We start from the raw sequence: 20,571 nt of genomic DNA on the forward strand, positions 1-20,571 counted from the left end.
CCAATTGGCAAGCCTCGACGTCGTTATACCGTGCTACAACTACGAGCATTTTCTGTCCGAGTGTGTCGGCAGCGTGCTGTCCCAGGATGTCGAACGCCTCAGGGAGATCATCATCGACAACGCTTCGACGGACGATAGCATCGGGGTGGCAAGGTCTTGCGGCACAGGACCCGAGGGTTGAAGTCGTTTGCCACGAGAAAAACCTTGGGCGCAACGTCTCCTTCAACGAACCCATCGACAGGGCCGAGGCCGACTACTTCATGAACCTTTGCGCCGACGACATTCTCGCAGCAGACACGCTCGGCCACGGAGCGAAGGCGCTCAAACGCGCAACAGCGGCCCTTCCGGAAAAAGTCGGAATTAAAGGGATCCGGCAGATAAGAGTCGCAGGATTTTTGCCTTCCTCGTGATCTTGCGCCATGGGTAGATCCAGTTGAGCCTGTTTTTTGTCCGCCGCCTATGCGAAATTCCCGCGCGCATCTGAGCCTCAGGCGGCTTCGGCGTTTTCACATCGCAGTCTACGAGCAGCAGCTCTGCCATCCGGTGGAATCTGTTAAAATACTCGTCCCAAGGCCATCCCGGCCTATCCCAAGGGTTTGGCCCGCCGGTGAAGTGCCAAATTGCCGGCGCGAACCCGTTCCTACGCGGGTCGAGGACCATCATGTGCTCGCTCTGGTAGTTGTATGTGAGCGGCAGCATATCAACGCGGCCGTAGGCGGCGTGATTCAGCGCGCTCTGATCTGACGAGCGGCAGCCTTCAGGGTGCTCGAATAGGAATTCCAGCGCCTCCGGAACGATGCTGTTCCAAGCCTCGCGCGACGTGTAGATCACACCCGAATTGAAGTAGCTGTCTGCATCGCAGTCCAAGCCGTTCAGGTAGGCGAGCTCGTGCTTCTTGCCCCGGCTTTTCTCGTCCATGAACATGCGCATTACATCCGGGGCCGCCATGATCCTTCCGGGGGAAGGCCGCACAGCCAAGAGGCTGTCCAACTCTCCGTCGACCATCGTGTCTCCGTCGATGTAGAAGAATCTGTCTATTTCCTGGTCGAGCAACCCGTCGAACCAGAGCCGAGCCAGTGCGATCGCGGGCAGATATCTGTCGCGGTGGAACCGGGTTGCTTCCTCGAGCTGAGATAGATGAGCCGCCTCTATCCTGATCTTGGTGCCCGCCACCGCATGGTCGAACTGGCTGGCCCATCCGGGATCGGAATTGACCACGAATATATAGACCGGCACATCAGCCGCTGTGTGGTGATCAGCCGAAAGAGCCGCCGAGAAGGTCGGCAGCAAATAGTTCTCGTTACAAATAAGGACTATCGCAGAGCCTTTTGTTTCCGAAGGAGTTGCTGACAGAACATTCTCCTATGCGCAAGCCTCATTCACCCGGGCGGAGCTTGGCTCGCCGGAATACCGGGATGGTCTTCATTATCTCGTCAAAGAGCGGATGTCGGGTAAGAATCAATGCTGTTGCCCATCCGCTCAACGCAAACAATCCCGCCCCGAATGCCTGCCCGAACAAAAGGGCGAAGCCGGAGCCTGACAAAGCGATCACGGACAGCGGAGCAGCCGCGCTCGCCATGGCCACGACAGCGCTTCTCCATAGCGCTGCAGCGATGTCCCTGCGTCTCAGTCCCAGCCTGCGCCGAACGAAGCTCAAGGCAACGTATGCCTGGAAAGGAAGGTCACCAGCATGCACCAGGCGGCCGCCTGCAGTCCGCCGAAGATCACGGCTATGGACAGGAGAATGCCGGAAAGCGGGAAGACGATCAGTGCGCGATAAACAAGTCGCATCCACCGCAACCATCACCGGGTAATTGAGTTCGAAACTGAAGGAGAAGAGGAGCGCGACTGCGACGACTTGCACGAGCGGAGCGACCTCGATCCATTGATGACTGAGCACGACCACGACGGGGTAAGCCAGAACCGAAAGCACGAGGAGAGCGGGCCAGCGGAGTGCGGTGACAAGAGAAAGGGCGGCGAGATACGGGCCCTTCAAATCCCTGCCTTGCCTAACCTCGGCGGAGAAGGCGGGCAGCACGACCGTCATGGCACCTCCGAGGACCAGTTTGTCGGGTATGTGGCCGATCAAGAGGGTTCTGCTGAACAAGGCTGCCGTATGCGGTGACACGAGGCGCCCCAACAGGAGTAGGGGCAGGGCGTCAAAGATGCCGTAAAGTATGGCGACAACGCCGTTGTATCCACCGAACGAGGTCATTCCGCGCCAGTTGACCAGGGACGGCTTGAACATCCAGAAATGGGGTCGCAAGGCGAGGGCGACGCCTGCGGCAAGACCGCTGCCGATCAACCAGCCCCAGGCGAAGCTCATGTAGGTGAAGCCCGCCAACGCCAGCGCGATTGTTGCCGCGGAACCCGTCGTGGTCCCTGTTATGTTGATGGCCGCTACCTTGCCGAAGGATTTCCCGCCGCAGGAGAGCGTTGATCAGGATGAATGAGGCGTCGAGGAAAAGGCAGATCGAGATGACCCGTAAGTAGGAAACAAGATTCGGCTCCCCGTAAAGCGACGCCACGCCAGGGGAACGGCGACAAGAACGGCGGCGATGATTCCCGTAAGGATGAATATCACCATGAAGGCCCCCGATATCCTCGCGGCTCAGTTCGTCGCGCTGGATGAGGAAGTTCGAACTGGAGAACTCCCTAAATGGACATGACAATCGCCAGGATGGCCATGCCGATCACCGAGACCTGATCTCCTCGGGCGTCAATATTCGCGAGACTACGGCTGCAGTGACAAAATTCGTAACGAGCAGGACGTAGCGTTCACCTGTGCTCATAAGGAGTCGCGTTTTACAGAAAGCATGCGTGCCCTTCTTCCCCAACAGGCCGGGCGCGGCCGCCTGGATGCGGCACGGATAGTCCGACACACCGGTTGGAAGGTCATGCCGTCTAAAAGGCTAGGGAAGGCCCCCGTCTAAAGGAGTAGCGGTGCAAAACGCAGCCCCCTATCTGCAGTCGTCGAGTGGACGGCCGATTTCCCCCGGAGGCCGCGATGCCCCCAACACGCGGACCTGCTTTTCCCGATCCGACGACAAGTGCGTAGCCGACGACACCGATCGCGAGATGGCCAGAAAGGGGATTGAGTGAGGAAAGGCAGGGAAGCCGAGTAGCGGACCAACATTATGATTGAGTTTTGCACCAGCCCGCCACCCTCCGGCAACATAGCGGTTGCGTGCTTGAGAGCTGGCCAAGGCAGACGCTGTCGAAAAGCCATGCCTCGGAAAGCATGCTTGCGCTTCTTCACTCCAAGGCGATTTCGGGGAGTTCGACAGTTAAGCGGCTGCCAGTCCGCGGATTGATCTCCAGGAGAGCACGATGAACGAATGGACCGACCCGCACGGACCAGACGCCGCGGGCCTGCCGGCCACCCTATCAGTCGTGTGTTCTTTGCCTGCCCGCTCCGAGTCACATCGCTCCGTCAATCCAACTAAGGCTCGAGAAGGCCCTGCCTCCCTACGCCATCTATGAAGGCGGCTTGTTTTCAGCCACCTGGCCTACCTTGCCGAGCCAGGACAGGAACGGGCCATAGCACGCATCGTAAGAAAAGAGATTGGCGAAGACACGGGCAGTACCTTCGGATTTCTGACGCCGGAGTTCCGTATTGCTCAACAGCGCGATGACCGCCTGCGCGAAGTCTGCAGCGCCGTTAGCGACGATCGCTCCCTCATCGAGTTGATGGGCGTCACCGGCGTCCACCCCTATTGAGGTCGTCACGAGGGGGCGGCCGTAAGACATGGCTTCGGCCACCTTGATCTTGACGCCGGCAGTACCGGATACGAGCGGAGCCACGACAAGCTGGGCGCGTCGATATTCGGGACCAAGGTCCGGGAGCGGCCCCACACGCTCGAGGCCGTCCGCCTCCGGCGTAGCCTCACGCGTGGAGGCAATAGTTCCGACGATCCGAAACCTTGCCGTGGGGCAGAAGATTCGAACCGCTGGCCAGATCTCCGACAGGAACCACGAGAGCGCGGCACGATTCGGGTCTGTGGCATTCCCAACAAAGAGGACGACGGGCTCATTGCTTTCCGGCGGCTTTTCGTGATTGCTGAAGCCCATGCCGAGAGGGATCACGTGTCTTACCCCGAGTCGGTCGCGGGCGTAGGAAGCGTCATCATTGCTGTTGAAACCGACGCACTCCGCCGCGTTCAGCGAGTGGGACAGTCTCTGCTCCTCAGCCAAGATTTTGCCCGCGCCATGGTTTCCTCCAGCCTCCCAGTGCGACGCCCCACTGCGGTGCTGAAGATGGCCAACGAGCGAGAAAATCCTGTGACCGTTGCGAGAGAGAGAGGGAGCGAAATGTACCGCCTCATGGAACAGTATGACTGCGTCCGGTCTCAGTGCATCGATACGTTCCAGCACCCACTGAATTTCTCCCTCGGGACATTCCGTCCCTGGGGGAACCGGTGCGGCTCTCCGTCCGAGGAACGATCCGGCCAGATTTCTGAGGCCAAGCAGTTCTGTGGATAGAAATGTCCTCCGGCCCAACCTGATGCTTTTACGAACCTGCCACGAAAAATATTCTTCTATTTCATATGCACTCCTGCAGATTGGGCTCCTTCGTCCGCGCGCTATGTCGGATACATACCCGTGTACCTCGTGCCCGGACTTCAAAAGATATTGGCCGAAGGCCTGAATATAGGCACCGTCCCCGCCGAAGAAAGCGTCGTACGGATAGCTATGGACGATTGCTATAGCAGCCATGTCCTACCCCTAGGGGCTTCTCTCGGGCAGTAAGAGTTTCGCCGCCCGGCGCCAATCTATCCAAAACGTCAGGCGATCCGAAGGCGTGTTTCCACAGCCAAGACATTCATCCTGCGCGCCAGGCCTCGCCATTGCCAACTGCCTCAAGCGCCGGCCCGCGCCTCGCCTCGGAAGCTCAGCAGCACATCCTGGAACAGCTTGATCTGCCCCAACACGAACAGCAAGACGAATCCGTAGATACTGGTCAGGACCACCCCTCCCGCCACGAGCCGCAGAAGCGAAGGAACCTCGGGGCCGAGATAGCGCTGGACTGCCAGCGCACCCGCCGAGGCCACGATGCCGGACATCCACGGCCTCATGATCGTCCGCAACAGATCCCCGACTGAAACCGGCGTACGATGCAGGCTCCACGCCAGGTGGGGATAGAGCCAGAGCAGCAGCGCCGTCGAGTAGCTCAGAGCCACTCCCTCGGGGCCGAAGGAAATCCCGACGCAGTAGGAAACGATGACGAGAGGGGCGATGGCAAAGGCCAGATACAGGCTGCGCTTCTGCCTGCCGGTCGAGATGAGCAGCCAATATGTGGGGTTGATGATCCCGAACACCAAGATGGTAGGGGTGAGCAGCCGGAAGATAGTCGCCGCCTCCGTCCACTGCGAGCCTAGCACCACGGTGATGATTTCGTGTGCGAACAGGAACGAGAACATTGTGATGGGAACCGTTACCGCGATGACGATCGAGTATCCCTTGAGGTAGAAGTTCCGTAACCGCGCGGGATCATGCTGCATCCGCGATAACGCCGAGAACAGTACCGCACCGACGGCGCTGTTGATGGTCGCCGTGGGAATGCCGATCAACTGGAAGGCCCGGGCATATAATCCAAGTGATCCGGCGCCCCAGAACCGCCCGAGAAGGACTTTCTCGGCATTGTAGCCAATATAGACGACAAGGCCGTTCAGCGTGACAATTCCACCGAAATGCAAGAGCGAGCCGATATTGGCGCCGCGCCGAGGGAGTCCAGGAATCCACCCAGTGGCGATCCAGTAGCCCAGGCTGCTGACCGCCGGTGAGATAAGGGTCGGGGCGATCAGTGCCCAGTACCCATCGCCACGGAACGCCAGCAGCACACCGGCCATGATGCCCAGGCACAGGGCGCCTGTATCGATTCCGCTCAGGGTGACATAACGCAGATTGCGCTCCAGCAGAGCGGCATGCTGCACACCGGCCGCGTTAAGCAGGAAACCTGGAGCGATCGCGATGGTGATCCAGAGCAGGCGCGGCTCATGGTAGAAGGTGGAGATGAGGTAGGCACTTGCGGCGCAGACCAGTGTGAGGAGGATCCCTACCAGTACATTGATCCAGAACAGGGCCGAGACCTGCTCGAACGAAATCTCATGCCTTTGGATTGTCGCGGAGGAAAGCCCGGCGGTGGTGAAGACATCCAAAATGCCTGTGAGTGCCACCACCATCGCGACCAGACCAAAATCGTTAGGGCTGAGCAGGCGTGCCAATGTGGCAATGTAGCCCACCCTGAGCATCAGGTTCGCGCCCTGGCTCACCATCCTGGCAACGCCACTTTGAATGGCTTCGCTCTTAAGGTTACGGCGCTCGCCTTTCGCGGTCGGGGTCTTGTCGGTCATGTATCACTGGCTGCATGTGCGCTTGGCTCCGTTTGAGCGGTCTGCGCGTGCCTTCTCTGATCAGTCATGTCGCCAGAGGCCCTCTCGAGCCATATCTCTCGCCACCAAGGATAGATGGCTCTTGGGCACTGCATCCGGCAATCGCTATACCGCGAGTTGCACCAGACTTTCTCCAAGATAACGGCCGGCCCTCTGAGATTGGTAAGAAGTCCGGTCTTTTCATTAACGAACGTTGTCACGCGTGATCTGACTTTGAAGATATGACCGCAATAGGGAACCATCTCCGCATCGAAAGTAAGACCCTGGCTCTTGTTGTCGGCATCCAAGGTCGCGAGGATTTCTTCATAGGATCTAACCCTGATCAACTCGCCGGGTTGGAGATCAAGCTTGACAGTCGGAACCGGCTGGCCGGTAGGGATTGATCCCCGATATCGCGGGAAAGGAACGCCACCATAGAGGTGCTGCACCTTGTCATAAACCCAGCTGACACCCAAGGACAACCTGGTGAGGCCTAAACGGCGCGTGTAATGATAGCAACTGAATATCGTTGCATAGACGAACCCGGCGAAGAGGCGCCATGCGCCGGCATTTCCCGATGCATAGTCTTCCGCATATTGCCGAACATCCCACCAAGGAAGAGGGGTAGTCGCCTCCAGAAGTTCTGTGGCTTGGCATGAGTATCTCGGACCACCCGACAAAGGCTGATTCTTGGCGCGCGCACCAGCCAGCACATCGCTTTCTGTGCAACCCGTTCCGTCCGCCATCTTAGTCGGAAGCGAGACAGCCCCATTCGAGGACGGCGAGTCCACAGGCTTAAGCCATGCCTCCTTCCAGAAAACCAGGCACGCCGCCTGACAGCCTCCAAACGCGTTGCCGTCGCACCTCAGTTTTTCAAGATGGATGACGCCGGATAACTTACGTCCGCCAGCAAAGTTGATCGTGTCACACGTCTTGTGCGCGCGCTTGTAAACACGAAAGCGGAGGCCACAATATCGAAACATTTGTGGCATAAAAGGGAGCTTCTCAAGCCGACCATTTTTGTCGAGTGTACGAAGGATTTCTTCCTTAGACCGCACCTCGACCCAGTCTCCGACCCTCAGTGACATGCAGCACCCCCGTTCACAGCGCGCTCCGGAACAATGTCATTTGCCTAGTGTCAAAACCATACCATCTCTAGACTCTGACAGCCGGCCCCGAATTAGCGGTAGCTACCCTCCACTTTTGATTGAGTGGACCAGTAGCTATCCTATTGTTACGATGCAAACGTGGGCCCACGCAGAAGTTTCCTGACCACCGAAAGCGGCTCGGTGCGAAGATGTCGGATCGCTAGTGCGGAGCGGTTTCCCGACGCTGTGCAATAATCTTCTGGAGTGTGCTCATGCCCAGCGTCGACGTAGTCATTCCGAACTATCAGTTCGGGCGCTTCCTGCCCGGCTGTATCAAAAGTGTGCTGTCGCAGGATGTAGAGAATTTGCGCGTGCTCGTCATAGACAACGCGTCGACTGATAACAGCCTCGAGGTAGCCCGTGCTTTAGCGGCCGCCGATCCGCGGATCCAAGTTATCGCCCATCCGGTCAATGTCGGGCTTATGGCCTCCATGAACGAAGGCATCGACCAGGCGAGAGCGGATTACTTTATGATACTTTGTTCCGACGATATTCTTGTGCCCGACAGTCTGTCACGTGCCATCTCTATAATGGAGAAACATCCTACACTAACCGTCGCGCAAGGGGGGGCACAAATCCTTAATGTCGAGGGTGCTCTGCCGACCGAGTTGACCGCTGCAGAGCCGCCGGCTTGGACAATTATTTCTGGATCAGAATATATAGAGGATGTCTGCCGCCGCCCCTTGCAACGGCCGGTCGGGTTCATATTGGTACGAACGGTCGCGCAGAAACGTGCAGGCTATTACATCAGGGAATTGCCGTTCACCAATGACCTTGAGATGCTGATGCGGCTGGCCAGTATCGGGGATGTTGCTGAGACAAATACTATTCAGGGAATCCGAAGGGAGCACAGGAGCAATATTTCGAGCGCTTACTGGCAGGACTTCAAGCTTAGACTGGATTCCGTGTATATGGCCATCGAGACCTTCTTATCGTCCTACAGCATGGTCAAAAACCAATCAGGCAAGTTGCTTATGCTCGCGCGAGTGAGTTTGGCCTGTGATGCCTACTGGTCGGCCGTATCACATCTGATCCGGGGTAGGTATCGTGAGGCCTTTGGTCTGTTCAAGTTCGCCTTCAGCCTGTCGCCGCATTTGGCAGTCCTCCCTCCCGTTGCTCATCTTTTCAGGAGAAAGGATGTTCTCTCTCGGATCCGAGTGGTATTCTCCGAGGTATTTGAACGGGCTGATAAGAGAGGTCGTGCCGCCTCGTATGGACCAAGTATTAGTGCAGCGGACCAGAGTGCCAACCGCAAGCATTGCACAAAAACAGAGACTTGAAGTACCCCGCGTGAATCTTGCCAGGCGCAACGCGCTTTTAAAGAGATCCGGCAGACAGAAATCGGAGAATCTTTCACTTCCTCTGCGTCCCGCTCGGATAGTCTGACAAACCGGGTGAAGGTCATGCCGTCCAATAGGCTAGGGAATGAACACCGTCTAAAGGTCATGCCGTCCAAATAGGCTAGAGAATGAACACCGTCTAAAGCGGTAACGAGAGCTTCCACTCAACCGTATGAGCAAATTGCGCCCAGCGTACGCAATCCCCACTATCCCGAATTTCGAAGTGGGGTAGGGAGGCCCGTGTGCCGTGTCGTTTCGTCTTGCAATCGCTGCGGCCTGCCTGCTCGCAACAGCTGCGCCTGCATCCGCCGATTTCCTCTGGGGCATCAATGGCCATCCAATAGTTTCCTATCCGGGCATCCCGGTCGAAAGGCAACTCGATTTCATCAAGGATCTCGGCCTCAAATCGTACCGGGTCAACGTCACGGCAGAGGACCAGGTAGATAGCCTTGCCCACCTTGTCGAAGCGGGAAAGACGAGAGGGATCGAGATCCTGCCCCTCATCACGCCCGGAGTCGACCTGGACAAGGACAACCCGGACGAGCTCTACGGGAATGCCCGGAGACTGGCGGTCACCCTCGGCACCAGGTTCAAGAACGACATTCGGGTTTGGGAACTCGGTAACGAGATGGAGAACTATGCCATCATCAAGCCCTGTGAGAAACGCGACGACGGCTCGCAATATCCATGTGGATGGGGGCCGGCAGGAGGAATGGGAACGCTCGACTACTTCGGCCCGCGCTGGGTGAAGGTGAGCGCCGTCCTCAAAGGCCTGTCCGACGGCATGACAGAGGTCGACCCGGGGATCAGGAAGGCTTTGGGCACCGCCGGATGGGGCCACACCGGCGCGTTCGCGCGGATGAAGCACGACGGGATCGCCTGGGATATCTCGGTCTGGCACATGTACGGCGAAGATCCAGAATGGGCTTTCCGCGAAATTTCTGGTTATGGCAAGCCGATCTGGGTCACCGAATTCAACAATCCTTCCGGAAGTCAGCGCAGCGAGCGGCAGCAGGCCGACGGTATCAAGCAGGCAATGACGCGGCTTCGCGAACTCAAGGAGAAGTACAAGGTCGAGGCCGCACACATCTACGAACTGCTCGATGAGACCTACTGGGCCCCGAGCTTCGAAGCCAATATGGGGTTGGTGAGGCTCGTGGGTCCCTCCGATGGCAAATGGGTGACCGGTGAACCGAAGCCTGCCTACAAGACGGTACGGGACTTCACCCGCGGTCCTTTGCCGCTGACCAAGCCGCATCGGGACTGCGACACCGAGACCATGGCTGCAGACCAGTCCACGCAGGTGCGGCAGGCAAGTTTCGTCTACTGCCTCATCCTTGGCCACAAGGGCGACACGGCCAGCGTGAATCAATGGTCGGCGGCACTTGAAAGCGGAGACACCAAACTCGCCGACATGATCATGGAAATGATGCGCTCGGACGAATACGAAACCAGATATGCCACGATCGGCCTAACGGACCGCGACTATGTCGGTTTTTTGTATTTGCTGCTTCTGAACCATCCCGCGGACGGTTACGGACTGGAAAGCTACACCCGCCAGTTGCGTGCGGGTTCCATGACGCGTGAGGCCGTGGCCTTCGGAATCATCACTTCGGCGGAGTTCAAATCCAGGCACGCCGCCATCCGCGAAACCTCCACGGTGCCGAACCCTGAGTGAGCAGAGCCAATGGGCGCCATACGTGAGCCACGGGAGGTCGCGGCCTTGCCACGACCGCAAGGCGAGGCAGCGGCAACCGCCGGCGGCAGGGAACCGGGCATCGCCATCTTGGGCCTGTTCGGCTGCGGCAACCTTGGCAATGACGGCTCGCCCGAATCCATGCTCTGTTCCTCAAGGAGAAGCGACCCAACGCGCGGATCGCGAGAGGAGAGGGGATCGCCGGCCTTCTCGACTGCATTTTCCTGAAAATCCCCCGCAAGGTGATGGATTTCCTCCGTGCAGTCCGGCACATCCGCAAGGCGAAAGTCATAGTCGTGCCTGGAACGGGAATCCTTGACTATTTCGGCGACCGCCCGTTGGGCATGCCCTTCGACGTCTTCAAATGGTGCCTTGCAGCGCATCTCGCGGAACGCGCATTGCTTTTGTCAGTGTAGGTGCCGGGCCGGTGGGACATCGCGTCAGCCGATGGCTGATAACAAGCGCGGCCCGCATGCCGGACTACCGGAGCTACAGGGACACTGCCTCGAGGGAATTCATGGCAAGCGTCGGCGTCGACACCAGCCGGGAGTCGATGGATCCCGATCTCGCTTTCACGCTGCCCGTTCCGCAATCTGCCAATGCCGACCCTTCACACCCGCTCACGGTCGGTGTCGGCGTAATGAACTACCGCGGCTGGTGCGGTTTCGAGGAGCGCGGGCTGGGCATCTCTGAATCTTATTTGCCAAAGTAGCGATATTCGTCACCTACCTCCTGGCCAGCGGCTACAATGTCCGCCCTCGCACAGGCGACGAAGGTGATACTCCCGCGGTCGAGGCGGTCCTGGCGGCCCTGGGCGAAACTGATACCCAAGGGCTTTCGTGCCCACCCGTCCATTCCCTTCGCGACGTCTTCGGCCAACTCGCCCTGACCGATCTCGTGGTGGCGATCCGCTTCCAGTATTGTGGCCGCCCTGATGGCGGGAAAGCCCCTGATATCACTGGGCTATGCGCTGAAGAACGACCAATTGCCCGGTCAGAGCGGTTCCGTCAGAATCTTGCCAGCGCGTCGAAAGCTTCGATGTCGAAATCTTGATCAGGCAGTGGCTTGTGGCGCATCGGGAAAGAACATGCGCGCAGGGTCCGTAACAGCGTCGAAAAATTCAGGGAGAGCCTCGAAGTCCAGCACGAATTCCTGCTCTCGACCATCCTTTGACGGAAAAGCCGTCGAAAGGACTAGGGGCTCACCGCCCGAAAGAGGTAGCCGACGGTAAGGCTTCGTCCAACGGGGCATCCTGATCGCCCATTGGCGTTCTCCCCCACTCCTCTCAGCCCACGTAGCCTCTGCGTGATCATATCCGCCCGAGAAGAGGTGTGCGATGAAAGTCATAGTAACCGGTCATCAAGGCTATATCGGCTCGGTGATGGTGACGATGCTGCTCCGTGCTGGGCATTCGGTAACAGGCTACGATAGCGACCTGTACCGGCGCTGCACCTTTGCTTGGGGAGGAGAGCAGGCTTCCGTCCCGTCCATCCAAAAGGACGTCAGGGACGTGCAAGCGCGCGACCTCGAAGGATTCGACGCCGTCATTCACCTGGCGGCTCTTTCCAACGACCCGCTGTCCGACTTCGATCCAGACATCACCTACGAGATCAATCACAAGGGTAGCGTCCGCTTCGCGAAGGCGGCCAAGGAGGCGGGCGTGTCGCGCTTCCTCTTCGCGTCATCGTGCAGCAATTACGGACAGGCGGGCGACGGAATGGTCGACGAAACGGGCGAGCTCAAGCCGGTTACGCCCTACGGCTGGTCCAAGGTGCTTTCCGAACGGGATATTTCCGAACTGGCCGACAGCAGCTTCTCTCCGACCTATTTCCGGCCCGCCACGGCCTACGGGCTGTCGCCCCGGCTCCGCTTCGACATTGTGCTGAACAATCTTGTCGCCTGGGCCGTTACCAGAGGGGTGATCCTCCTGAAATCCGACGGGACACCGTGGCGGCCGATCGTCCACATCGAGGACTTTTCCAGGGCGTTTATTGCCGGACTGGAAGCACCGCGCGAGATCATTCACAATGAAGCCTTCAATGTGGGTCGGACGGATCACAATTACAGGATCCGCGATATAGCCAAGATCGTCGCCGAGGTCGTGCCGGGCTGCCGACTCGAATTCGCGTCCGATGCTGGACCCGACAAACGATCCTATCGCGTCAGCTTCGACAAAATTGCGCGTACCCTGCCTGCCTTCAAACCGCAATGGGATGCGCGTAAGGGTGCCGAGCAGCTTTACCAAGCTTACCGCAAGTCGAATGTTACTCTCGAGGAATTCGAGGGGCCCCGCTTCCAGCGCATCGGCCATATCCGGTACCTTTTGGCCAACGGACTTTTAGTCGGGCGCATGCGGGTCGCTGAACGTTCGACAACGCTGGATGTCGCAGCCGAGTAATGGGAATGGAACACCTGAACCCCTACGGACTCGGGCCGCCGCCGTCTTCTTTCGGCGTCGGCCAGGAAATCTATGCCTTGGTCGAACGTCTCTTTCCGATCTGCAGGAGCATCACCGGAGATGGGGTGCGACAAACGCTGGATATCCTATCGGGACACGTTGATTTGGAAAGGCACGAAGTGCCCACCGGGACGCAGGTGCTCGACTGGACTGTTCCGAGGGAGTGGAACATCCGCTCGGCGAGCATCACAGGCCCGGACGGGAAAACGGTCGTGGATTTCGCCGACTCCAACTTGCACGTCGTCAACTACAGCGTACCCTTCAAGGGAGTCCTGCCGCTCGACGAACTGCGGCCGCACATCCATACGCTGCCTGAACAGCCAGAGGTGATCCCATACCGCACCTGCTATTACGCCCCGGCATGGGGCTTCTGCGTGGCCTACGAATGTGTCGCCAAGATGCCCGACGGCCTCTATCGGGTGGAGATCGATGCTGAACTCAAGGACGGCAGTCTCACTTACGGCGAATACCTGCACTGCGGGCAGACGGAGCGGGAATTCTTTCTTTCGGCACACATCTGCCACCCGTCACTGGCCAACGACAACTGTTCAGGCCTGGCCCTGCTGGCAACCCTTGCTAGAAGCCTGAAGGCAAGGAAAACAAGATACAGCTACCGCTTCCTGTTCGCTCCGGGTACGATCGGCTCCATTGCATGGCTGTCGCTCAACGAGGACCGGACACATCTGATCGACCACGGTTTGGTGCTGTCATGCGTTGGCGATGCCGCTAGCCCGGCATACAAGCGCAGTCGTCAAGGCGACGCCTTCATCGACCGTGCCATGGCCCATGTGCTCGGGCAGGAAGCAGGGGCAAAGTTGATGGATTTCTCCCCTTACGGCTATGACGAGAGGCAATATTGTTCGCCGGGCTTCAATCTTCCAGTCGGCATGTTTCAGCGAAGCGTCCACGGCACCTTCCCCGAATACCACACGTCGGCCGACAATCTCGACTTCATCGGCCCGGAGCACCTGGAAGACTCCTTCCGGATTCTGACGGATGTGATCGACATCGTCGAAGGGGACTGGACGCCTTCGAACCTTTTTCCCAAGGGCGAACCACAGCTCGGCAGACGCGGCCTCTACGCAGCCCTGGGAGGGCAGAAGTCTTCGGGAGCAACCTCGATGTCCCTGCTTTGGGTGCTCAATCTCGCCGACGGACAGCATTCGCTTCTTTCGATGGCGGAGTGCTCGGGTCTGCCATTCAGGGAATTGGCCGCCGCCGCGAGATTACTGTCAGATCACGGTCTCCTGGCCGAGGGGCCCGCATGAGCGCTGTTGAACCTTTCGCTTCCAGTCTTTCGGTTCATTAGGGGACCGGCTTCTTGACCAGCGGCCACGTCCTGTCCTTCTCCGACATCGCGGTCGGCATCAAAGGCCAGTTTATCGAAATGGCGGGGTCGCTGTAGCGGACGCCTTTCGATGCGTGGGGTGTATAGAACTGCGATATGAGATACGAGACCTCGGCGTCCTTCGTCAGGGTCTGGAGCCCGTGGGCGAACCCGGCAGGGATGTAGACCTGTTTCATGTTTTCGGGCGTCAACTCGAAGCTCAGCCAGCTGTGCCGCGTCGGCGAGTTCAGGCGCAAGTCCACGACGACATCAAAAATCGCGCCGCGGACACAGGAGACAAGCTTTACCTCGGCATACGGATCCTCTTGATAATGCAGCCCCCGGAGGGTTCCCTTTTCGACCGAATGAGCGCGGCTGTGCTGGACAAAGCGCGTCACCAGCCCGCAATCAGCCATTTCTTTTTCGCAGAACAGGCGGGTGAAGGAACCGCGGTCGTCAATCACCGGCGTCGGCTCGATCAGCCAGACACCCTTCAGCTCCGTTTCGGTAAACTGCATGTCAACCTTAGCCCCAGTTGCCGGGTAAGGGCCGGCAGTCCAATTGTTGGCATCGCCCGCTCGGGCTGGAAGAGCTACCTAAGTCTTAGGTGGCTTCTCCGATAGCGGTATGCCGGGCCGGTCGCTTACCCGATCGAGGGTCTTGGCGGCTTCACTGCCCCTACGGTTTGCCTATTAGGATTAAGGCAACCCAACGGATTGGCAAATCGAACCCGCGCGCGCACCGTCCTAAGCTGCCGCTGCCATAAAAGAAGCACCTCCTGCGGAGTGCGGCGGCAAAGGTTCTTGGTCAGGCCAATGCGTCTCCGTCTTTTCAAACCGGCGGGACAGGAGCACGGAATGAACATTCAGGCTGTCGAAATCGTTCGCGACCATAACGGGGCACGCCGGACTGCCAGCTGCAGACTTTGCGGATCGCGCCTGTGCCACACACTAGTTGATCTAGGCATGTCGCCTCCTTGCGAGGGCTTCCTGCGGCCGGACCAGCTCGACCAGATGGAACTCTATTACCCGCTCAAAGTACTGGTCTGCGACAGCTGCTACCTGGTGCAACTCAAGGAGTACATGAGCCCCGAGACCATCTTCAGCGAATATGCCTACTTCTCTTCTTTCTCGACAAGTTGGGTAGCCCACTCGAAAGCCTATTGCGAGGCGATCACGAAGCGGCTTGGGCTTGGAACTCACAGCTTTGCGGTGGAACTGGCAAGCAACGACGGTTACCTGCTGCAGCACTTCCTGCCGCTCGGCGTTCCCGTGCTTGGCGTCGAGCCGGCGGCCAACGTTGCGCGCGCTGCGGTCGAGAAGGGCGTGCCTACCCGAGTCGACTTTTTTGGAGCGCGGCTGGCAAATGAAATGGCGGCCGAAGGGCTTCACGCCGATCTCATCATTGGCAACAACGTCCTGGCGCAGGTGCCGAACCTCAACGACTTCGTCGCGGGAATGAAAATCCTTCTCAAACCAGAGGGCGTAATCACTCTCGAGTTCCCGCACATCGAGCGGCTGATGGCCGAGAACCAGTTCGATACCATCTACCACGAGCATTTTTCATATTTCTCGCTGCTGACGATCGATCTGATGGCGGCCCGCCACCGGTTGCGGCTCATTGATGTCGAGGAACTGCCCACCCATGGCGGCTCGCTGCGTGTTTATCTCGCCAACGAGGGCAGCAGCTGGGCCGTGGATCACAATGTCGGCGAACTCCTCGACCGTGAAAAGAGGCACGGGCTGACTGTAATGACGACCTACACCTCCTTCGGCTACAAGGCGCAGCGCGCGAAGCGAGATCTCCTAGCGTTCCTGATTTCGGCTAAAAACGAAGGCAAGAAGATCTGCGGGTACGGCGCGCCTGGCAAGGGCAACACGCTGCTCAACTACTGCGCTATCGGCACCGACTTCCTCGATTTCACGGTGGACCGCAATCCATATAAGCACGGCCGCTTCACGCCGGGCATGCACATCCCAATCAAGCCCATCGACGCGATCGACCAGGCCAAGCCAGATTACATCCTAATCCTTCCGTGGAACCTGAAGGACGAGATCGTCCAGCAGATGCACCATGTCGCCGCTTGGGGCGCGAAATTCGTGGTGCCAATTCCTTTCGTGACAGTGATCGATTCATCGGAGTTACCAAGATGAAAGTCATCCTTTTCTGCGGAGGCCGCGGGACCCGGATCCGGGACTATTCCGAAAGCATACCGAAGCCGATGATTCCGCTCGGCCAGCAGCCGATCCTGCGCCACGTCATGCAGTGGTACAGCGATTACGGACACGACGAATTCGTCTTGTGCCTGGGCTACAAGGCAACCGTCATTAAGGATTTCTTTCTGAACACCCGGCCACAGACCTTTTCCGATTGCGTGGTCACCCATGGTGGCCAAGACGTGAAGCTGCTTGGCGACATCGTCAAGGACTGGAGCATTACCCTGCTCGACACAGGCATCTGGCGCAACATCGGAGAGCGCCTCTGGGCCGCGCGGGATCACGTCAGGAACGAGAGGATGTTCCTGGCCAACTACTCCGACGGCCTGACCGATGTCGACCTCGACGATATGATCGCGAAGTTCGAGGCCAGCGGCAAGATCGGCTGCTTCCTTGCCGTGCACGCGCCGCTGACATACCACTTGGCCGACATCGCGGAAGACGGCCGCGTGCGCGAGTTCCGCACGACGGAAACGTCGGAGATCTGGATCAATGGCGGCTACTTCGTATTCCGCCCCGAAATCTTCGACTACATACGCGACGGCGAGGAACTCGTTCTCGAACCCTTCGGACGACTCATCGCTGACAACAAGCTGATGGCGTACAAGCACGAAGGGTTCTGGCGTTCGATGGACACGCTGCGCGATTGGCAATCACTCGAAGACATGGTCGAAAAGGGCGACATGCCCTGGAATATGAAGGTCACCGCCGAGAAAAACAGGCGCAATGTGCTGCTGGCCGTATCATGAGGGGGCTTGGCCTCGCACGTCGCGGGGAGGAACTCTCGATCCTCTGCCTTGGTGCCCATTCCGATGACATCGAAATCGGTGCGGGAGGCACGATACTCGGCCTGATCGCGTCGGGCGTCAAACTGGACGTCCGCTGGTGCGTGCTGAGCGCAGGCGGTCGACGGGTCGCGGAAGCCAGGGCTTCGGCCGAAGCGTTCCTCGAAGGATCGAGCTCGTCCACTGTCGACGTTGCGGATTTCGAAGACAGCTACTTCCCTGCCCATAGCCGATCGATCAAGCAGTGGCTGACGGATGTAAGATCACGGGTTGATCCCGACGTAGTGTTAACCCACGCCAGGTTCGACGCCCATCAGGACCACCGGGAGGTTAACCAACTGACCTGGAACGTCTTCCGCGATCATCTAGTGCTCGAGTACGAGATCCCGAAATGGGATGGCGACCTTTGCCAGCCCAATGCCTACGTGCCGCTCACGGCCGACGTGCTGAAGCGCAAGATCGAGCTCCTCTACGAACATTTCGGGACGCAGCGCTCCAAGGACTGGTTCGACCGCGAGACATTCGCCGGGCTTGCGAGGTTGCGCGGAATGGAATGCCGAGCACCAGAGCATTTCGCCGAGGCCTTCACGCTCCGGAAGATCAAAATTCTTTAGCAGTTGGCCCATATTCTCCTGTGAATAAGGGTGGATCCACGAATTGATCGAGTGAAACAGCTTGTATTCACCGCCTGAGTTGATAAGAAAAAGAATACATACATTAAATATAACGAATTTTTACTACCATTTTGAATTTGAGGGGTTCACATCAAAATGGGCAAAGCAAAAATAGCTTCTGGATTGTCGTTCAGCGAAGTCCGGATCGGAACGGTCGAGGGCGGAGAAGCCGGAGTTCTGGTGTGGAAACGCGACCAACTGGTGGCGGTCCTTACCCAGATCGACGAGGAAGTCTACTCCACGAAAGGCAAATGGTTTCTCGAGACGGGATTCGGGCTGCTGAGTGGGCAGCACAAGAATTTCGACACGATCGAGGAGGCCATACGATGGGTTGGCAGACACACCTATCCCGAGCCTGCTTAGACTGCAGATTGAGCGGCCGATTCCGCGGCAGCAATTAACCCGACTTACGCTCAACTGGGCAAACTGACGATCGTGCCGAAGACCCATGACGGAGGCCCTTCGACTTCCGGGACCCAAGGCAGGCAGCATTATGCCTGGGTCACTCTTGAGCCAGAGTTCCTTCCGCGAGGAGATCGTTGACCTTGTAGGCGACTTCCGTGCGGTTGGTCGCCTTCAGCTTCTTCATGATATTTCGGATGTGGACCTTCACGGTGCTTTCGCGCAGATTCAGTTCGTAGGCGATGATCTTGTTCGCCTTGCCGCGCCGAAGCGCTTGGGCAACCTCGGCCTGCCTGAGCGTGAACATGCCTGTCAAAGGCTGCGTGTCGCGACTGCCCGAATCTATCAGGTGCCGCATGGAAAGGACACTGCTCGCTGGCACGAAGATGCCGCCCGCTGCCGCAAGGTTGATAGCCTCGACACAGACGTCGATACCGACTGAGGTCGGAATGTAGCCGCGTGCGCCGCATTCGAGAGCGGTCAGTATCTGTGCAAGCTCTTCGGTGTCGGCCAGGATGACCACAGGAACTGATTTGAACTCGGACGAAATATGACTGATCTCGTCTGCGATGCCATGATCGGTGACCTTCCGGCCGCCAAGGTTGAAGAGTATGGCTGCAAGGGGAAGGGCCGAACCCTTCTTCACGCGCCATTCGCCGATCGAACCCATGGCGACGACCTGCATGCCGAGATCGTGGTCCACGAGAGCCGATGCGAGACACTCGCGGTCTAAGGCTCTTCCGTCTAGGATGAGGAGACATTCCCTGCCTGCTTGCCCGCGGACGCTTTCCGTTCCGTCGGACGGAACTCCTGACCGATTGGCCGAAGTGTAGTTATGCAGTTCTGCTGTGGAATCCATATCAATACCCACTCTTTCCCGAACAAGCCGCCTTGCGGCGGCCGATATAGTATCCTCATTCCCTAGCATTGAAGGTTTGATACCACGCCTTGTGAAAGGTCGAGGCTCGATTACCCCACTAAACCCTTTTGCAGTTCTCCGCCCTCAGCGAGACCAGCTTGGGAAGTGTAAGGTTTATTATTAAGCAGTCTCTAACATAGGTTGTCTTTTCATAATTTTCAGACAATCCCATGCCGAGCTGGACTGCAATCTGGCTGAAGACGCAGGCATGGACCGCCGCAGGCACTAGCGATCGACGTTCGACTGCCTGCTGGCGATGGCCAAGCGGCCCAACGCTTTAGCTCGAGAACGCTTGGTCTACCCGTACTATGTGGGCACTTGCAGATATTTCGGCAGTGCGCCGGTCCTCGCGACAGACCGTGTTGCCGTCGCGGCTGCCGCCGTCGAGACATACGCGGCCCTGCCAGGTATGCGGCGCACGACCAGTTGTCCGCAAACGTCGTGTCTCCCAGCGGAAAATTTACTGATGGCCGATGCGCTGCCGCTCGAACAGAGATACCCGTTACCTGAGATACTCTTTATCGAATCCGGCTGTTTCAACCAGCTTCTTGCGGTTGATCACCTCTACATGGCCTGACTTGAAAGAGACGAGATCGGCCTTGCGAAGTTCCCTTAATGTTCGGTTGACGTGAACGGTGGTCATTCCAAGAATGTCGGCCAGTTCATTTTGGGTAAGGGGACAATCATATCTTCCATGGGCCGACAGCCCAACCATGGAGAGCCTCTCCTCCAACTCGAGCAGGAAATGGGCCGTGCGCCTCATCGCGTTCCGCCGCCCGGTATTCATAAGATGTTCGGCAAGGATGGCGTTCAGGCGGGCCAGGGAGTAGGCGATCTTCTTGCCGAGGCGGCCGTCCGACAAGATCGCCTCTACCAGTTCCTTACTGGAAATTTCATAAACGGCTAGTTCGGTTATGGCCGCCAGTGACGCTAGACGGGGTCCGTCCGCACCACGGAAACCGACAATGTCCCCCCTAAGAGGAGTGTCGATGATCTGCCGTTCTCCGTCCAGTAATCCCTGGTAAAGGATGGCCCAACCCGATTTTACGATGAATATCTCGCTGTTGTCGTCATCCTGGCGGCATATCACCGAATGGGGTTTGTAGATTTTTGCGGTAACACCGAGAAAATCGTCGTTCCCCCACTCGTTCTTTGACAATGTCCCCCCTATGGGATGAGAGCTTATGAACTGCAATAATGTTTGCATGGAGTATCACGAGGTTGCTTCTATTTCC

At 58.2% G+C, this 20,571-nt stretch carries 17 protein-coding genes and 1 pseudogene; 10 read left to right on the forward strand and 8 right to left on the reverse strand.

What is annotated here, in order from left to right; genetic code table 11:
- The first annotated feature begins 4 nt into the window (after positions 1–4).
- Positions 5–410 (forward strand): annotated as a pseudogene (locus NKH78_RS28515) (glycosyltransferase family 2 protein).
- On the opposite strand, the gene NKH78_RS28520 reads toward NKH78_RS28515, so the two are convergent.
- From NKH78_RS28520 to NKH78_RS28540, 5 genes are all read right to left on the reverse strand, one after another.
- The gene (locus NKH78_RS28520; protein WP_352507589.1) at positions 361–1,353 is read right to left on the reverse strand and encodes a glycosyltransferase family 8 protein; all 993 of its coding nucleotides are present in this window, start codon (positions 1,351–1,353) and stop codon (positions 361–363) included. The pseudogene NKH78_RS28515 and the gene NKH78_RS28520 overlap by 50 nt on opposite strands.
- 22 nt (positions 1,354–1,375) lie before the next feature.
- Positions 1,376–2,395, reverse strand: a complete 1,020-nt coding sequence (locus tag NKH78_RS28525; protein WP_502899871.1) for an oligosaccharide flippase family protein — start codon at positions 2,393–2,395, stop codon at positions 1,376–1,378.
- Positions 2,396–3,477: 1,082 nt separating this feature from the next.
- Positions 3,478–4,374 carry a glycosyltransferase gene (locus tag NKH78_RS28530; RefSeq protein WP_352507543.1) on the reverse strand — a complete coding sequence of 299 codons (897 nt, stop codon included), beginning with the start codon at positions 4,372–4,374 and terminating at the stop codon, positions 3,478–3,480.
- 485 nt (positions 4,375–4,859) lie between these two features.
- A complete protein-coding gene (locus tag NKH78_RS28535; protein WP_352507544.1) occupies positions 4,860–6,353 on the reverse strand; it encodes a lipopolysaccharide biosynthesis protein in 1,494 nt (497 codons plus the stop codon).
- A complete protein-coding gene (locus NKH78_RS28540) occupies positions 6,350–7,459 on the reverse strand; it encodes a hypothetical protein (RefSeq protein ID WP_352507545.1) in 1,110 nt (369 codons plus the stop codon). Before NKH78_RS28540 ends, NKH78_RS28535 begins: the two co-directional genes overlap by 4 nt.
- Positions 7,460–7,731: 272 nt before the next feature.
- Here NKH78_RS28540 and NKH78_RS28545 point away from each other — a divergent pair, with 272 nt between their 5' ends.
- The 5 genes from NKH78_RS28545 (at position 7,732) to NKH78_RS28565 (ending at position 14,281) form a co-directional block, all read left to right on the forward strand.
- Positions 7,732–8,799, forward strand: a complete 1,068-nt coding sequence (locus tag NKH78_RS28545; RefSeq protein WP_352507546.1) for a glycosyltransferase family 2 protein — start codon at positions 7,732–7,734, stop codon at positions 8,797–8,799.
- A 307-nt stretch (positions 8,800–9,106) separates the two neighbouring features.
- Entirely contained in the window at positions 9,107–10,537 is a 1,431-nt protein-coding gene (locus NKH78_RS28550) for a DUF4214 domain-containing protein (RefSeq protein WP_352507547.1), read from the forward strand.
- A gap of 382 nt (positions 10,538–10,919) precedes the next feature.
- Positions 10,920–11,267 (forward strand): polysaccharide pyruvyl transferase family protein, encoded by a 348-nt coding sequence (locus NKH78_RS28555; protein WP_352507548.1) that lies wholly within the window; start codon positions 10,920–10,922, stop codon positions 11,265–11,267.
- Between the two features lie 624 nt (positions 11,268–11,891).
- Complete coding sequence (locus NKH78_RS28560; protein ID WP_352705765.1) at positions 11,892–12,953, forward strand: NAD-dependent epimerase/dehydratase family protein; 1,062 nt, start codon at positions 11,892–11,894, stop codon at positions 12,951–12,953.
- Between the two features lie 5 nt (positions 12,954–12,958).
- On the forward strand, positions 12,959–14,281 hold the full coding sequence (locus NKH78_RS28565; protein ID WP_352507551.1) for a DUF4910 domain-containing protein: 1,323 nt from the start codon (positions 12,959–12,961) through the stop codon (positions 14,279–14,281).
- A gap of 37 nt (positions 14,282–14,318) precedes the next feature.
- Here NKH78_RS28565 and rfbC read toward each other — a convergent pair whose 3' ends face one another.
- Positions 14,319–14,858, reverse strand: a complete 540-nt coding sequence (gene rfbC / locus NKH78_RS28570; protein WP_352507552.1) for a dTDP-4-dehydrorhamnose 3,5-epimerase — start codon at positions 14,856–14,858, stop codon at positions 14,319–14,321.
- A gap of 339 nt (positions 14,859–15,197) precedes the next feature.
- Between rfbC and NKH78_RS28575 the strand changes: the two genes are divergently transcribed.
- The 4 genes from NKH78_RS28575 (at position 15,198) to NKH78_RS28590 (ending at position 18,378) form a co-directional block, all read left to right on the forward strand.
- On the forward strand, positions 15,198–16,493 hold the full coding sequence (locus NKH78_RS28575) for a methyltransferase domain-containing protein (RefSeq protein ID WP_352738787.1): 1,296 nt from the start codon (positions 15,198–15,200) through the stop codon (positions 16,491–16,493).
- Positions 16,490–17,305 carry a sugar phosphate nucleotidyltransferase gene (locus tag NKH78_RS28580; RefSeq protein ID WP_352507553.1) on the forward strand — a complete coding sequence of 272 codons (816 nt, stop codon included), beginning with the start codon at positions 16,490–16,492 and terminating at the stop codon, positions 17,303–17,305. The genes NKH78_RS28575 and NKH78_RS28580 overlap by 4 nt, the downstream gene beginning before the upstream one ends.
- On the forward strand, positions 17,302–17,955 hold the full coding sequence (locus NKH78_RS28585) for a PIG-L deacetylase family protein (protein ID WP_352507554.1): 654 nt from the start codon (positions 17,302–17,304) through the stop codon (positions 17,953–17,955). Before NKH78_RS28580 ends, NKH78_RS28585 begins: the two co-directional genes overlap by 4 nt.
- A gap of 156 nt (positions 17,956–18,111) precedes the next feature.
- Positions 18,112–18,378 carry a hypothetical protein gene (locus tag NKH78_RS28590; protein WP_352507555.1) on the forward strand — a complete coding sequence of 89 codons (267 nt, stop codon included), beginning with the start codon at positions 18,112–18,114 and terminating at the stop codon, positions 18,376–18,378.
- Positions 18,379–18,517: 139 nt separating this feature from the next.
- On the opposite strand, the gene NKH78_RS28595 is transcribed toward NKH78_RS28590, so the two are convergent.
- Both NKH78_RS28595 and NKH78_RS28600 read right to left on the reverse strand, forming a co-directional pair.
- A complete protein-coding gene (locus NKH78_RS28595) occupies positions 18,518–19,276 on the reverse strand; it encodes a LuxR C-terminal-related transcriptional regulator (protein WP_352507591.1) in 759 nt (252 codons plus the stop codon).
- 562 nt (positions 19,277–19,838) lie between these two features.
- Positions 19,839–20,495 carry a Crp/Fnr family transcriptional regulator gene (locus NKH78_RS28600; protein WP_352507556.1) on the reverse strand — a complete coding sequence of 219 codons (657 nt, stop codon included), beginning with the start codon at positions 20,493–20,495 and terminating at the stop codon, positions 19,839–19,841.
- Positions 20,496–20,571: the final 76 nt, after the last annotated feature.

It is taken from the genome of Mesorhizobium sp. M0910, assembly GCF_040319465.1.
In the GTDB taxonomy this organism is placed as follows: domain Bacteria; phylum Pseudomonadota; class Alphaproteobacteria; order Rhizobiales; family Rhizobiaceae; genus Mesorhizobium.

Excerpts from the sequence above, each read along its gene's own strand:
- NKH78_RS28535 (WP_352507544.1), bottom strand. The coding sequence starts at position 6,353 with ATGACCGACAAGACCCCGACCGCGAAAGGCGAGCGCCGTAACCTTAAG.
- NKH78_RS28540 (WP_352507545.1), bottom strand. The coding sequence starts at position 7,459 with ATGTCACTGAGGGTCGGAGACTGGGTCGAGGTGCGGTCTAAGGAAGAA.
- NKH78_RS28545 (WP_352507546.1), top strand. The coding sequence starts at position 7,732 with ATGCCCAGCGTCGACGTAGTCATTCCGAACTATCAGTTCGGGCGCTTC.
- NKH78_RS28555 (WP_352507548.1), top strand. The coding sequence starts at position 10,920 with ATGGTGCCTTGCAGCGCATCTCGCGGAACGCGCATTGCTTTTGTCAGT.
- NKH78_RS28560 (WP_352705765.1), top strand. The coding sequence starts at position 11,892 with ATGAAAGTCATAGTAACCGGTCATCAAGGCTATATCGGCTCGGTGATG.
- NKH78_RS28565 (WP_352507551.1), top strand. The coding sequence starts at position 12,959 with ATGGAACACCTGAACCCCTACGGACTCGGGCCGCCGCCGTCTTCTTTC.
- rfbC (WP_352507552.1), bottom strand. The coding sequence starts at position 14,858 with ATGCAGTTTACCGAAACGGAGCTGAAGGGTGTCTGGCTGATCGAGCCG.
- NKH78_RS28575 (WP_352738787.1), top strand. The coding sequence starts at position 15,198 with ATGAACATTCAGGCTGTCGAAATCGTTCGCGACCATAACGGGGCACGC.
- NKH78_RS28580 (WP_352507553.1), top strand. The coding sequence starts at position 16,490 with ATGAAAGTCATCCTTTTCTGCGGAGGCCGCGGGACCCGGATCCGGGAC.
- NKH78_RS28585 (WP_352507554.1), top strand. The coding sequence starts at position 17,302 with ATGAGGGGGCTTGGCCTCGCACGTCGCGGGGAGGAACTCTCGATCCTC.
- NKH78_RS28590 (WP_352507555.1), top strand. The coding sequence starts at position 18,112 with ATGGGCAAAGCAAAAATAGCTTCTGGATTGTCGTTCAGCGAAGTCCGG.
- NKH78_RS28595 (WP_352507591.1), bottom strand. The coding sequence starts at position 19,276 with ATGGATTCCACAGCAGAACTGCATAACTACACTTCGGCCAATCGGTCA.